Source organism: Paenibacillus sp. CCS19 (genome assembly GCF_033239625.1).
Taxonomy (GTDB): domain Bacteria; phylum Bacillota; class Bacilli; order Paenibacillales; family Paenibacillaceae; genus Paenibacillus_T.
This window is the reverse complement of sequence record NZ_BTCK01000045.1, coordinates 21,437-35,517: the sequence shown is the minus strand read 5'-3', so window position 1 is coordinate 35,517 and position 14,081 is coordinate 21,437. Positions and strand designations below refer to the sequence as shown.

Here is a 14,081-nt window from a genome sequence, read left to right as displayed (position 1 = left end):
GATGATGAAAACTCCATTCCGCATGCTTACGCTTGCAACCGTTGGCTCCTGCCTGATCGCCGTCGCTCCTTTCTCCGCATCCGCCGAGACGGTCACGGCCGTTCCGATCTCCGCGCCGATCTACGATATAGCAGTACCGATCTCCGCACCGGTCGACGAGACGATTGTCCCGATCTCGGCGCCAATCTCGACAGAGAATGCACAGCCCGCAACTATCACGACCAAGCTGATTGAAGAGAAGACCGATCTAGTCGACGCGAAGCTGTCTATCCCGGTCATCAGCGGCTTGCAAGACAAGGCTTATGAAGCGAAGCTGAACAGCGAGATCGAGAAGCAAGCGACGGACACGCTTGATGAACTGAAGAAGCTGGCTGAGGAAGACAAGCAGTTCGCAGCAGAGAACGACTATCCGTTCCATACATACGAGATGATTGTCGAATATGAAGTAAAAGCGGATGGCGGTCAAGACGCAGGCGGCGTTTTCTCCATGACGACTTCGACTTACACGTACATGGGCGGCGCACATGGCGGTACGTTCGAGGCAGGCTACAACGTGCTGAACGGCACGGAAGCGACAGCGATTACGCTGGAGCAGGCACTCGGTGCGGGCGGCCTAGCGAAGGCGGACAGCGCCGTGCGTTATGCGATCAAGCAGGATCCTGAGCGTTTCTATCCTGATGTGCTCGACACCTTCAACGGCGTTACAGAGGAGAATCAACAATTCTATATCGAGAACGGCATCGTACAGCTCGTATTCCAACAGTATGATCTGGCCCCTTATGCAGGCGGCATCATCATCGTGCCCGTAACAGAAGAAGCGACGGCAGGCCCAACGATCACCATCAATGCCAGCCAGTTGGCTGCTGGTCCGAATGGCTCGAAGCTCGTTCCGCTGCGCCAGACAGCCGAAGCGCTTGGCTTCAAAGTGACATGGAACAACAAGACCCACAGCGCAGAAGTCGTACGCGGCGCACAATGGACGCAAGTCACGGTCGGCAAGAACAGCTACACGTTTAATCGCGTTGCACCATTCGAGCTGGACGCTGCGCCAAGCCTCGTCAAAGGTTCGGTCTACGTGCCGCTTGCGTTCTTCGATCAAGTGCTGAAGCTGAGCGTATCGACAGCTAAGGACACGATTGTAATTACAGGCTGAGTCTTTCATTCGCACATCACGTACAACGCTCACAATAACGAATAAGACCGTTCCCCTGTATGCGTATAACTACGAGAGGAACGGTCTTATTCGTCTTCTAATGCCTTCTTCGTCTGCTCTGCAATCCGCATGAACGTCTTGAACGCCTTCGGCGTCAGCTCCCGCTTGGCGCGCAGTATAAACTGCACCTCGGGCTCATATAACGCGCTTTCTTCCTTCACCAGACCTGCATGCGGCGCGAATCCGGCCAACATGAGCAGCTCGTTGGAGTCGGCGCCTTCCAGCGCCTGCCCTAGCGCTATGATTGTATCGCGGGACGGAGAGAAACGCCCCTTCTCAATCGAACTGATGAACGAGTAGCTGATGCCTGATCGCTCTGCCAGATCGCGCAGCGACAAGTTGTTCGTTAATCGCAATAGACGAATCGTATGGCCAAGCTTCTCCTTGTCCATAAATTCGCTGCTTGAGTTGTCCATCTTTACGATCACCCAACATTATCTTACCTGTTTTGTTTTTCTAAACACAATCCGTCTCACAAAACATGTGCCCCAACCCGAAACGTTGTGTTGTCATTCAACACATTTTACTGTATATTATTATTATGGCAAAAAAGGGAAGTTAGTATTTTATTCTTAATACTTTTTCGGCGGTGATTTCATTTGACAGTTCGGGAACTTGTAATTGGTAATCGTATTTCTTACATTCGCAAGAATCGTGGCATTACTCAGAAGCAGTTAGCGGACGCTCTCGGCATTGATCGCGCTTCCCTGTCACAGATTGAAACAGGTCGTTACTCGCCGCGGGCGGAGACGATCCGCAAGTTATCGGATTTCTTCCAGCTGCCGATCGGTGATTTGTTCTACAATCCATCGCTTCCCGATGACCGTGACCGACTTGCTCCAGTCGCGCAGCAGTAATCAGAATCAACCAATCAGCTAACTAAAACATCCAAGATGAGAAGAAACAAGAAGCCGTCCGAATGAGCCTGCATAGGCGCACTCGGACGGCTTCTTTAAGTTATTGCTCCTGAATTAATGAGCAACCGTATTGTATTCCATGATCCAGATCGAGCCTACTACGACGAGGAACAGAATGAGTATCGCGAACAGCAATGCTGTAATGTTCCACTTCGCGTTTTCGCCTTCCTTCAGATGCATGAAGAACCAGAGCTGTACAGCGAATTGCAAGACAGCCATGATGAGAATCAAGACGATCGTACCCGTCTTACCCATCATATCATTCATAACGACGACGAGCGGAATGATCGTCAGGACGATCGACAGGATGAAACCGATGACGTAAGACTTAAGCGAGCCGTGGCTGCCCTCATGTCCTGCATCATGTCCACCGTGACCATGTGTAGGTTGACCCATCTTACATCACCCCCATCAAGTAAACAACCGTCAGAACGAAGATCCACACAACGTCGAGGAAGTGCCAGTACAGGCTCAATACTTCGACTTTACGCTTCGTCACTTTGGTAATGCCGCGTTTGCGAAGCTGCAGCATGAGGCCAATCATCCAGACCAGACCGATGGAAACGTGCAATCCGTGCGTACCAACCAGCGTGAAGAAACCGGACAGGAAGCCGCTTGTTGCAATCGTAGCACCTTCATGGACCATGTCGATGAACTCCGCTACCTCTAGGTAAATAAACGATGCGCCAAGCAAGAACGTAACCGCGAGCCAGCCAATGAGCTGGTTGCGTTTGCCCGCATGCATCGCTAGCACTGCGAGCCCGCTCGTGAACGAGCTCGTCAGCAGGATGAACGTTTCGGCGATAACCCCAGGCATTTTGAACAGCTCATCTGCCGTTGGTCCGCCTGCCGTATTATTGCGCAGTACAACGTATACCGCGAACAAACATCCGAAGATGATAACGTCTGTCATCAGGAATATCCAGAAGCCAAACGATTTGAGCGAATCTAAATCATGATGAACATGTTCATGCGCATGTTCCCCATTATGATGATGCGTCACAGATTTCGCCATTAGGTCGTCGCTCCTTTCAATGCAGCAGCAGCCTCTTCCGTACGTTTGATTTCATCCACAGGGATGTAGTAGTCATCATCGTACGTGAACGAGCGCGCTATCATGCAGGCAGCTACGCCGACAAGCGACGGAATTGCCATCCAGAGCCAATCCCATACGAGACCGAAGCCTGCTCCGAACCAGAAGATGGACATAATGAACGGAATGGCAGAGTTTTTCGGCATATGAATCGGTTCGAGCGCCGGTTTCGGCGGCAATTTCTCGCCGCGAGCGAGCTTCTGCTTCGTCTCCCACCAATCGTCTACATCTTTAACCTGTGGATCTGTTGCAAAGTTATACAAAGGCGCTGGCGATGGAATCGACCATTCAAGCGTACGGCCATCCCAGAAGTCGCCCGTCTTATCGCGTTTGTGGAACTTGATGCTGTGTGCGATCTGCCATACTTGGAACAGGAAGCCCACGCCCATCAGGAAGCCGCCGACCGTCGAGATCATGTTCAGCGGGCCCCAGCCCATATCGAAGTCGTACGTGTACAGGCGGCGCGTCATGCCGTCCAAGCCCAGGAAGTACTGCGGCATGAAGCAGACATAGAAGCCGATGTTCCAGAACCAGAACGCCCATTTGCCAAGACCTTCGTGAAGCGCGAAGCCGAACATCTTAGGCCACCAGTAGTATAGGCCTGCGAAGTAACCGAATGCTACGCCACCGATAAGAACTTGGTGGAAGTGAGCGATCAGGAAGTAGCTGTTATGGAACTGGAAGTCAGCCGGTGCAACGGAAAGCATTACGCCGGTCATACCGCCGACGATGAAGCACGGAATGAACGCAATCGTCCACAACATCGGTGTAGTGAACCGAATGCGGCCGCGGAACATCGTGAACAGCCAGTTAAATATTTTGACACCGGTTGGTATTGCGATAATCATCGTTGATACGGCGAAGAACGCATTGACGTCCCCGCCCGAGCCCATCGTGAAGAAGTGGTGGGCCCATGTGAAGAACGACATGACCGCGATGCTGATCATAGCGAACACCATCGAGCTGTAGCCGAACAATTTCTTGCGCGAGAAGGTTGCCACGACCTCGGAGAATATACCGAACGCCGGAACGACGACGATGTAAACCTCGGGGTGACCCCACATCCAGATCATGTTGATATACATCATCGGGTTGCCGCCCGCATCTAGCGTGAAGAAGTGAGCGCCAAGGAAACGGTCCAAGAACAGCAGCGCCATCGTCACCGTCAGAATCGGGAAAGCGAACAGAATCATCAAGCAGCTGGACAATACCGACCATGTGAACATCGGCATTTTCATCAGTTTCATGCCAGGCGCACGCATCTTCAGAATCGTTACGACGAAGTTGATACCTGTCGCGAGCGAGCCGATACCGGAGATCTGAATGCCCCAGATATAGAAGTTTTGACCGACGCCCGGATTATGCGCGAGCTCCGACAGCGGCGGATAAGCGAGCCAGCCTGCATCCGGCGAACCGCCGATGATGAAGGAAACGTTGAACAGCATCGCACCGAAGAAGAACAGCCAGAAGCTCAGGGCGTTCAGGAACGGATACGCAACGTCGCGCGCACCGATCTGCAGCGGTACAGCAATATTGAACAAACCGAACATAAGTGGCATCGCCATGAACAAGATCATGATGACACCGTGCGTCGTGAATATCTGGTTATAGTGCTCTGCATGCAAGAACTCTGAATCCGGCATTGCAAGCTGCAGACGCATCAGCAATGCGTCAACGCCACCCCGGAACAACATCAGAATCGATGCGATGATGTACATGATGCCGACCCTTTTATGATCGACTGTCGTTAGCCATTCGCGCCACAGCCATCCCCACTTTTTGAATACCGTGAGGACGAATACTATCGCTATCATGGCCAGCGCTATGCTTACCTGTGCGCCCAAGATCATCGGATCGCCAGTTACGAAGAAGTCTGAGAAGCTCTCTAAGTTCCCCCACATAGCTGCTGCCTCCTCTCAATTCGTCTAATTAGTTTAGTTGGATCTATTCACCGTGGTGGTGAGCAGGTTTATCAACAACGTATTTGTTCACAATCTTATCGAACAAGCCTTCCGGGAACGAGTTGAACGACTGTACAGGCGAAGATGCCGGTTCAGCCAGCTTCTCATAACCTTCAAGCGTCAGCTCGTCAGGGACTGCCTTGATCTTATCGACCCATTGGTTGAACTCATCATCGCTTGTAGCCGTTACTTCAAAACGCATGTCAGCAAAATGCTCGCCGCTGAAGTTTGCGCCCGATCCGTAATACACGCCCGGTTCATCAGCCTGCAGGTGCAGCTTCATGCTCATGCCCGACATCGTGTAGATCTGACCGCCAAGCTGCGGAATCCAGAACGAGTTCATCGGCGCGTCGCTTGTCAGATGGAATTCGATTGGACGATCCTCTGGAATGTAGAGGTAGTTAACCGTCGCGATGTCCTGCTCTGGGTAAGTGAACAGCCATTTCCAGTCGAGCGATGTCGCTTCGATAACGAGCGGCTTTTTGTCCGATTCAAGTGGCTTAGAAGGCTCTAGTGCGTACGTGTATTTGACTGTAACCACAGCAATAACGCCGATAATAATAATCGGGATGCCCCACCAGATTGTTTCGGCAAGCGCACTATGCGACCACGTCGGCATGTACTTCGCCTTGTTGTCTTTCGTATCGCGGTAGCGCCATACGATCCAAGCCGTCAGCAGGATAACCGGCACCATGATAATGGCGCACAGTATCGTTACGATGTAGATCAGGTCGCGTTGATCAGCACCTATCGGCCCCTTAGGGTCGAGTACCATCATGTCTGTGCTGCAGCCCGACAGCATGACCATCATCAGCATGATTAGCAGCGGAGCTGCGTACTTGGTTAGTTTTCTCCGCATGGTAGTTTTCATCTCCCTCATCCGCCCGAACGCCTCCGTTCGAGAGGTCTTATCCGAGTTGTTCTTTTCCGTAAATCCAACATAACAGAACGTCATCTGTTTTAAACCCCAGTTTGCAAATACGTCAATCTTTATTCTCTTTTCTGTAAAACAATTTTCACGACTTTGACACGACATAGGGCAAGACTGCCATTGACCCCCACTAATAACGCATTTAAACCATCGTACCCGTTAATTTGCACTTAATATTGAGAACTCAACCATGGAAAAAATGTCGGAAGTTTGAAATCCCTCGTCACAAATGTGGCAGCATAAAAAAATCCCTTCCGGCCCGCCGGAAGGGATGTCTTCTTATATAGAAGGTTATGATTGTTGATCGTTGTCGGATTGCTGCTGCGCCCGCCGTTCATTGACGAGGTGGATCGCAGTCTTGATCACATAAATATGAACACTGCCAACCAGAAAGCCGATGCCGATCATCAGCTGCCAGTTGCGATCGTTAAATGGACGAAGATACATGAGACACATTACAACGCCGATAGTCAGCGCTGCCCATGCTGCTACTGTCATAAGCCATACAAGCGGTCTGAAACCGCGTTCCGTCGATAATGCGCTCGTCGTAGATGTTTTTGTCGTCATGGTCAAAAACGCTCCTTCATATCGTTGTAAGTGTTTCCATGTCCATAGTATATCACAAACGATCGAAGAATGTTCATATTTTGTTCAAAAAATGATCAATTGTTGTTCAAACATTGATCAACGGACAGACACAATTACGCATTGCCCTGTCACAGCTCTCTATAGTATGCGTTTCTAGAACTCGAAATATGCTTGCGCATTATCGTAACAAATGCCGCGGACGATCGTGCCGAGCAGCTCGTCATCATCCGGCGCTTCGCCGTTCTCGATCCATTCGCCGAGCAAGTCGCACAAAATGCGGCGGAAATACTCATGCCGCGTATAGGACAAGAAGCTTCGCGAATCCGTCAGCATGCCGACAAACCGGCTGAGCAGGCCGAAATTAGCGAGCGCCTTCATCTGCTCGATCATGCCATCCTTCGTATCGTTGAACCACCATGCCGAGCCGAATTGGATTTTGCCTGGCGTGCCGCCGCCTTGGAAGCTGCCCATAATCGTGCCGATCGCGTGATAGTCGTTCGGATTGAGCGAGTATAGAATCGTCTTCGGCAGCTTGTCGTCAGCGTCAAGCGCGCCAAGAATGCGTGCAAGCGGATAAGCAACCGGGCTGTCGTTAATCGAATCGTAGCCTGTATCAGGACCAAGCTTCGCGAACATACGGCTGTTATTGTTGCGGGCTGCGTTAATATGGAACTGCATCGCCCAGCCATATTCCGCATAGCGGCGGCAAATGTGGAGCAGCGTGAACGTCTTGTACTTCGCTTCCGTCTCTGCGCTGGCTTTCTCGCCGCGAAGCGCAGCTGTGAAGGCAGCGGCTGCTTCTTCATGTGTCGCGTCTGCATACATCATGACGTCAATCGCGAGGTCCGCCACGCGGCAGCCCGTCTCGTCGAAGAACTTGATGCGTTCATCAAGCGTGCTAAGCAGATCATCATACGACGCAATCGGCTTGCCGTTCACAGCTGCCAGCTTGTCGATCCAAGCGGTGAAGCCCTCGCGGTTAAGCTCCAGCGCCTTGTCAGGACGGAACGACGGCAGAATTTTCACGTCGAAATCAGCTTCCTGCTTCAGCTTGATATGATATTCGAGCGAATCCGTTGGATCATCTGTCGTGCAGACGACGCGAACATTCGATTTGCGGATGAGATCGCGGGCGCTGAAGCCTTCGCCGTCGAGCTGCGCTTGTACCCGATCCCAGATCGAACGCGCATTGCGCTCGTTGATCAGATCGTAGATGCCGAAGAAACGCTGCAGCTCCAGATGGGACCAGTGGTAAAGCGGATTGCCGATCGTCATCGGCACCGTCCGGGCGTAAGCGAGGAAACGGTCATAATCATCTGCGGGCCCGGTAACCAAATGTTCAGGTTCACCGTTGGCACGCATTGCGCGCCATTTGTAATGGTCGCCGTAGAGCCAAGCTTCCGTTAGGTTGCGGAACCTTTTGTCCTCATAGATTTCTTGCGGACTCAAGTGGCAGTGATAGTCGATGATCGGCAAATCTTTCGCATGCTGCTCATACAGCTTGATGGCTGTAGGCGTGCGGAGCATAAAATGTTCATTCATGAAAGGCTTCATTCGAGGGACACCCTTCCTTCGTTATAAATGATAATGAGAATGACAACTTGCCTATGGCCGCTCAATCCCGAATGTATACGCATACAGTTCCGAATAGCAGGCCGCTTAATCCCTATCCTACAGCTTCTCTTTACTACATTCAATGAATTTCTGACAACGTTGTTATTTATTTTTAAAGAAGGAATACCAAGCCATGATCGGCCGCAATAGGAGATGATCGGCTTCGGCGAGCTGAAGCATTATGGCATTAGCAGTACACGAATCGTCAGCCAGCCCGATGATGGCGGCAGCGCGATGTCAGTGCGATATGCAGGGATGGATGAAGACAGCCGATTCTCTTAACGAGAACCGGCTGTTCTTGTGTCGTTGGACACGTTGGACAAGGCAAGAAGCTTATCCGACTGCAGGGGAATCATAGCCTCGAACGTCGTTCCTTGTCCCGATACGCTGCTCGCCGTTATGGTGCCGCCATGCTGACGAACGATCGTTGCGGCGATCGACAAGCCAAGACCGCTGCCCCCTTTGGAGCTGGTGCGAGCTTTATCCGCTTTGTAGAATCGCTCAAACACATGCGGTAGATCCTCTTCTGCGATACCCATTCCCGTGTCGGCAATGATGACGCGCGCATGCTGCTGCTCTTTCGTCAGTTGAATGCGAATGGTACCCTCCTCAGGCGTAAACTTGATCGCGTTGTGCAGTAGATTCGTCCACACCTGCCGCAGCGCATCCTCGTCACCGAGCACCGTCACTTGGTCCAGCTCGATATCAAGCTCAATTCGTTTACTAAGCCACTGAGGTTCCAGCGCCAGAGCCGTCCGCTTCAACTGCATATCAAGCGAATAGGCGCTCGGCTCAACCAGCTCTCGCTGCGATTCGAGCATCGTCAGCTTGAGCAGACTGTCGCTCAGCTTCGACAAGCGCATGCTCTCCGCCTCGATCCGCTCCAAATAATCCCGTCGAGTTTCCTTCGACAGCGTCTCATTATGAAGCGCCCTCGCGAAGCCTGTTATTGAAGTAAGAGGGGACTGGAGCTCATGCGACACGTCCGATATGAACCGCTGGCGCGTCTGCTCCAATTGCTGCAGCTCGGTCGCCATATCGCTTAAACCCTCGACGATTACTTCCATATCGCCCGACCGCTTCACCTCCGGGAGCTCCACCGCGAAATCGCCTCTCGCTATGCGGCTCATCGCATCCAGCATCATCCTCAGCATCCGCATCTGCTTCCGCCAAGGGGTAGCGAAGAAAGCCATCAACGCTATGGTGAGGACAAACAAGATCTGCGGGGAAACGGCATAATAGAAATGATCATACCAAGCAGCCAGCGGCTTATTGATCGCCATCCGATAAACGGCTCCGTCACTGCCCTGAACCGTGGTTATTAGTGAAGCATCGCGTGTTGAGAAAGGATTGTTCCAGCGGTAGTTGTACCACTCGCCTGACGTTACTTCGTCTAGATGACTTCGTATCCGATCGGCACCTGAGCCATAGATATTCCACTCTCCGTCACGAATCTGAAGCGCGATCGTCACATTCAGCTGACGAGCATTCAATGCAATCAGATCCGCTTGAGACTCAGAGGCTGGACCACCATTCGCCGCCTCCATCAGTTCCACGGTATGATGAAGATCTGTATACAGCTCCTCCCGCATCTCGCCGCGATGCATCCCGTCGGTAACATAGGCAACGATCGAGTACATAGCGGACCAGATTATGACGACAATGATCGTCATTCCGAAGAACGCGCTGACGATTTTCATCCGCATATTGCGATAAAATCGATCGTACGCACTGCCCTTCGGTTTCTCCTTCTGCCTTCGTTGACGCTTATTCTCACGATGATGCTTCATTCGGCCCCCGCCTCCATGCGATAGCCAAGTCCGCGTACCGTCGCAATGCGAAACCCGGCCTCCGCCTCTGGAAACCGCTCGCGCAGCCGATTGACATGGACATCCAGCGTCCGCTCGTTGCCGTCGAAGTCAACGCCCCAGATCGCTTCGATCAACTGCTCGCGCAGCAGCGTTTGTCCGGGGTAGCTGGCCAGCTTGAACAACAGCTCGAACTCCTTCGGCGGCAGCGCTACATTCGTCTCCTTCATCGTTGTCTCGAACGTTCGACGGTTCAACGTCACCTGCCCGATCTGTACAGTGGAGGAAGCTGCAATCCGATATCGCTTCAACAACGCCTTCACCCGAGCAACAAGCTCCTCTGGTATAAACGGTTTGACGACGTAGTCGTCGGTGCCAAGGTCGAAGCCTTTGATTTTCTGGGACGTCTCCCCCATCGCGGTCAGCATTAAGAGCGGCATATCCGGATAAAATTCACGCAGCTCCTTGCACAGCTTCCACCCGTCCATCTCAGGCATCATCAGATCAAGAATAACGAGATCCGCTTTGAACGACTCCAGTTTGCGCAGCGCATCAACACCGTTCTCGGCATCTTCCACCGTATAACCGGCCTCTTGCATGAAATGTCCGACAAGCTTCCGTATGGACGCATCGTCATCGACCACTAATATGTTCACCATAGGCTGCTTAAGCACATCCTTTCTTCCACGAGGGCGGCGACCGTAAAACGACGGCCCCTGACTCCCTATTCTAGTCACCTGATTGTATCGGCCCAATGTAAATCGAATTTAAACAACGGAGCGTATCTTTTTTACCATTTTACTACAAGTTGAAGATGTGGTTTGTCGTGCAAATCCATTGAGAGGAATATGTTAAGTATTGTCACATTGGACTAACAACTTGGCGGCGTGCTTTCATATACTGTTAGCAAGGAGCATGGAGAGCGAGGCGGCGAATATGGGAAGCAAACCACGCAAGGTGGCCATTGTCGGGGTCGGGCATGTTGGCGCAAGCTGTGCCTATGCGCTAATTAATCAGTCGATATGCGATGAGATCATGCTCGTCGGAAGAACGCAGGAGCGTGCGTATGCGCAAGCACTTGATCTGTCGCACTGCATGGATTTCACCTATACGCGGACCAAAATATATACCGGGAGCTTCGATGACTGCAGCGACGCTGATATCGTCGTGTTGTGCGCAGGCGGTTATCCGAAGAGCGGCAGCAACCGGCTCGACCTGCTCGACAGTGCCTTCGAGCTGTACCGCGAGCTCATCCCTCGCATAATGGCCAGCGGCTTCGATGGCTTGTTCATTGTCGCTGCCAATCCGGTTGACATCGTTACTTCGATCGTCTGGAAGCTATCCGGACTGCCGCGCGAACGTGTAATCGGTACAGGCACGTCGATCGATACATCGCGGCTGAAGACGTTAATTGCACAGTGTCTGCCCGTCGATCCGCGCAGTGTGTGCGGCTATGTGCTTGGCGAACACGGGGAGTCCCAATTCCCCGCTTGGTCGCATGTGACGGTCGGCGGCAAGCCGATTCTCGATATTCTCGCGCAGCATCCGCAGCGCTTCAGCCTGCTGAAGCTGGATGATATCGAGGCGAAGACGCGCAATGCCGGCTGGGAGATCTACCAGCACAAAGGTTCCACCCATTATGGCATCGCCAACGCAATCGCTCATATTGTGCGATCGATCTTGAATGATGATTACAATATTACAGCAGTCTCCGCCATCCTGGATGGCGAATATGGGGAACGCGACGTATGCACGGGCGTTCCAGCCATTCTGACACGGGGAGGCATCGCCGAGCTGGTGGAGTTGAACCTTACGCCGCAGGAGCAGGCGCGGTTCGCCCATTCTTGCGGCGTTCTGCGCGCGGCGTCCGCACATCTTGCGTTGTAGCTGCGGGGCATAATAAAGTAAGTTGGCCGGGCATGCGCCGGGCTTTATTTTTTTGGCCAATAAGAATGATATGATCATTCCATGCATAGACGTTGTGAGCGCTGCATATAGTGAGAAACTCGGCTTCTTGGGCTGGACGAGCCGGAAGGGATTCCGAACGTTCGGAATTTCGGCTTTATTTCCTTTGACATTGTGAGCATTTCTAACATAGATTAAGAAGAACAACATCTTCGCGCCGTGCGATGAGACAGGAGGCGATGCACATGGATTTGCGCAAAATGCGGTTGGACGAACCGGCAATCGGCACGTTCAGCGAGGAACGAGAAGAATATGAACGAGACTATGCCCGCCTGATCCAATCCCCGGCTTTTCGCAGGCTGCAAGGCAAATCGCAGGTGTTCGGCGCCGGTTCCGGCGATTACTATCGAACTCGCTTGACCCATTCCCTTGAAGTATCCCAAATTGCGCGGGAGGTGTCCCGCAGGCTGGGCAAGCAGTACCCGTTTCTGGATCGGCGCGAGCATCCGGGACTGCTGCTGGATCCGACCGTTGTGGAGTGCGCGGCGTTGGCGCATGACTTCGGCCACCCGCCGTTCGGACATAAAGGGGAAGAAGTGCTCAATGAGCTGCTGCTGGAATCCCACGGCATGAAGTACGAGGGCAACGCGCAGAACTACCGCATTCTCATGTTCTTAGAGAAACGCGCTGGCAGCGGCAGCGGGCTGGATCTAACGGCATCCGTGCTGCTGGGCGTGAACAAATATCCGTTCTGTCTGGATGACGAAGGCCGATTGAAGGGCCTATACACCGAGGAGTGGGAGCGAATCAGCTATCTCCGCGATCTGTGGGGGATGCCTGTCGAGTGTTCGACGCTTGAGGCGCAGCTGATGGACCTGTGCGATGACATCGCCTATTCAACCCATGATATTGAAGACGGGATCCGTGCCGGCAAAATCCAAATGAACCGCACCTTCTTCGAGGATGACCGGCTGATCGACAACTTGATGCATGAGATCGAAGTCGACCAAGGCAACGGCAGACTGCGCTGGGACGAGGTCGACATGCGGGCCATGTGCCGTCAGGCGATGGACGAATATCTCGAGCAGTGGGAAGAGCTCTACATTCAATGCGAACGAGAGTCGTCGCGCACGAGGCGCGAGATGAAAGCCCGCTGGGTAAGCACATTCGCCGGCCGCGTCGGCATTATCGACGATCCGGACAAGGGCTGGAAACGCGTCACGTTCGTTCGCGAAGGCGCGGAGGATTTCGATCTGCTGCGGACGATGGAGATTCTGAAGAAGCTGGCATGGGTGACGCTCATTAAAGATTTCCGTGTTCAGCGGCTCCAAATGCGCAGCGAGATTATGATCCGCCGCCTGTGGGACAGCTTCATCGACCCCGATAGAGGCCGGCTCATTCTGCCGCCCGACTGGATCGAGAGCTTCGAGCGTCACAAGACGCACTGGTCATGGCCGCGTTTCATCGCGGATTATATCTCCGGCATGACGGACGCCTACGCGTCCAAAGTGTACAGCGAGCTGTATGCGAGCAAGACCGGTTCGATTTATGAGATGGATTAAGATAGCTTGGAGTCCGAAAGCCAATGGCTGTTCTCTATGCGTTGAGACGCATGAGACGGCTGTTGGCTTATTTTTGCGATGGACTCAGGTAGGGATACAATAGCTTCCTATTGCGCTTGCCTCAACGCACAATCCAAACCTGCAAATATACATCCTTCACCCCATCCAACCCGCCACATGATCGAATTCCTGCAAATGTGCAGCTTTTGAGACTAATTAGTCCTTTCCGTGGCACACTACGGCGCTTTTCCTGCAATTTTGCAAGTTTGACAGTACAAGTTCTATTAATTACAGGAATGCCTGCACTTTTGCAGGTTTTAATCGCTTCACTCTATTTGAACGACAAGTTTCGAATCGGTTACCAAATTTTATATATTCCTCGCACCGATTTCAAGCTATACTATCGTTAACGAGACGAAGAACGTCCCGCTCCATTGATGGTTATGTCATGGAGCAGGGCGTTTTTTTCATTTTCAGAGAGGAGTTGTC

General features: G+C 52.5%; 14 protein-coding genes. 5 read left to right on the top strand and 9 right to left on the bottom strand.

Features of this window, described 5'->3' with window-relative positions; all coding sequences use genetic code 11:
- The first annotated feature begins 1 nt into the window (after window position 1).
- A complete protein-coding gene (locus tag SBI19_RS23920; protein WP_317972040.1) occupies window positions 2–1,153 on the top strand; it encodes a PdaC/SigV domain-containing protein in 1,152 nt (383 codons plus the stop codon).
- 86 nt (window positions 1,154–1,239) lie between these two features.
- Here the strand turns inward: SBI19_RS23920 and SBI19_RS23915 are convergent, their stop codons facing one another.
- Window positions 1,240–1,629, bottom strand: a complete 390-nt coding sequence (locus tag SBI19_RS23915) for a helix-turn-helix domain-containing protein (protein ID WP_317972039.1) — start codon at window positions 1,627–1,629, stop codon at window positions 1,240–1,242.
- 183 nt (window positions 1,630–1,812) lie between these two features.
- On the opposite strand from SBI19_RS23915, the gene SBI19_RS23910 reads away from it, so the two are divergent.
- Window positions 1,813–2,070 carry a helix-turn-helix transcriptional regulator gene (locus SBI19_RS23910; protein WP_317972038.1) on the top strand — a complete coding sequence of 86 codons (258 nt, stop codon included), beginning with the start codon at window positions 1,813–1,815 and terminating at the stop codon, window positions 2,068–2,070.
- Window positions 2,071–2,184: 114 nt separating this feature from the next.
- Here the strand turns inward: SBI19_RS23910 and cyoD are convergent, their stop codons facing one another.
- The 6 genes from cyoD to uxaC all read right to left on the bottom strand — a co-directional run bounded on the left by cyoD (window position 2,185) and on the right by uxaC (window position 8,257).
- Window positions 2,185–2,526, bottom strand: a complete 342-nt coding sequence (gene cyoD / locus SBI19_RS23905; protein ID WP_317972037.1) for a cytochrome o ubiquinol oxidase subunit IV — start codon at window positions 2,524–2,526, stop codon at window positions 2,185–2,187.
- A gap of 1 nt (window position 2,527) precedes the next feature.
- Window positions 2,528–3,145 carry a cytochrome o ubiquinol oxidase subunit III gene (gene cyoC, locus SBI19_RS23900; protein WP_317972036.1) on the bottom strand — a complete coding sequence of 206 codons (618 nt, stop codon included), beginning with the start codon at window positions 3,143–3,145 and terminating at the stop codon, window positions 2,528–2,530.
- Window positions 3,145–5,124 (bottom strand): cbb3-type cytochrome c oxidase subunit I, encoded by a 1,980-nt coding sequence (locus tag SBI19_RS23895; RefSeq protein ID WP_317972035.1) that lies wholly within the window; start codon window positions 5,122–5,124, stop codon window positions 3,145–3,147. Before SBI19_RS23895 ends, cyoC begins: the two co-directional genes overlap by 1 nt.
- A 43-nt stretch (window positions 5,125–5,167) precedes the next feature.
- On the bottom strand, window positions 5,168–6,043 hold the full coding sequence (gene cyoA, locus SBI19_RS23890; protein ID WP_317972034.1) for a ubiquinol oxidase subunit II: 876 nt from the start codon (window positions 6,041–6,043) through the stop codon (window positions 5,168–5,170).
- Between the two features lie 363 nt (window positions 6,044–6,406).
- Window positions 6,407–6,682: a hypothetical protein gene (locus SBI19_RS23885; protein ID WP_317972033.1), complete on the bottom strand. Its 276-nt coding sequence runs from the start codon at window positions 6,680–6,682 to the stop codon at window positions 6,407–6,409.
- A 174-nt stretch (window positions 6,683–6,856) separates the two neighbouring features.
- On the bottom strand, window positions 6,857–8,257 hold the full coding sequence (uxaC, locus tag SBI19_RS23880) for a glucuronate isomerase (RefSeq protein WP_317972032.1): 1,401 nt from the start codon (window positions 8,255–8,257) through the stop codon (window positions 6,857–6,859).
- Window positions 8,258–8,470: 213 nt separating this feature from the next.
- Here uxaC and SBI19_RS23875 point away from each other — a divergent pair, with 213 nt between their 5' ends.
- Entirely contained in the window at window positions 8,471–8,599 is a 129-nt protein-coding gene (locus SBI19_RS23875; RefSeq protein ID WP_317972031.1) for a hypothetical protein, read from the top strand.
- On the opposite strand, the gene SBI19_RS23870 is transcribed toward SBI19_RS23875, so the two are convergent.
- A complete protein-coding gene (locus SBI19_RS23870) occupies window positions 8,596–10,107 on the bottom strand; it encodes a sensor histidine kinase (RefSeq protein WP_317972030.1) in 1,512 nt (503 codons plus the stop codon). The two genes, SBI19_RS23875 and SBI19_RS23870, sit on opposite strands and share 4 nt — an antisense overlap.
- Entirely contained in the window at window positions 10,104–10,784 is a 681-nt protein-coding gene (locus SBI19_RS23865) for a response regulator transcription factor (protein ID WP_317972029.1), read from the bottom strand. The genes SBI19_RS23870 and SBI19_RS23865 overlap by 4 nt, the downstream gene beginning before the upstream one ends.
- 277 nt (window positions 10,785–11,061) lie before the next feature.
- Between SBI19_RS23865 and SBI19_RS23860 the strand changes: the two genes are divergently transcribed.
- Both SBI19_RS23860 and SBI19_RS23855 read left to right on the top strand, forming a co-directional pair.
- Window positions 11,062–12,012: an L-lactate dehydrogenase gene (locus SBI19_RS23860; RefSeq protein ID WP_317972028.1), complete on the top strand. Its 951-nt coding sequence runs from the start codon at window positions 11,062–11,064 to the stop codon at window positions 12,010–12,012.
- 263 nt (window positions 12,013–12,275) lie between these two features.
- Window positions 12,276–13,592 carry a deoxyguanosinetriphosphate triphosphohydrolase family protein gene (locus tag SBI19_RS23855; RefSeq protein WP_317972027.1) on the top strand — a complete coding sequence of 439 codons (1,317 nt, stop codon included), beginning with the start codon at window positions 12,276–12,278 and terminating at the stop codon, window positions 13,590–13,592.
- The last annotated feature ends 489 nt before the right edge of the window (window positions 13,593–14,081 follow it).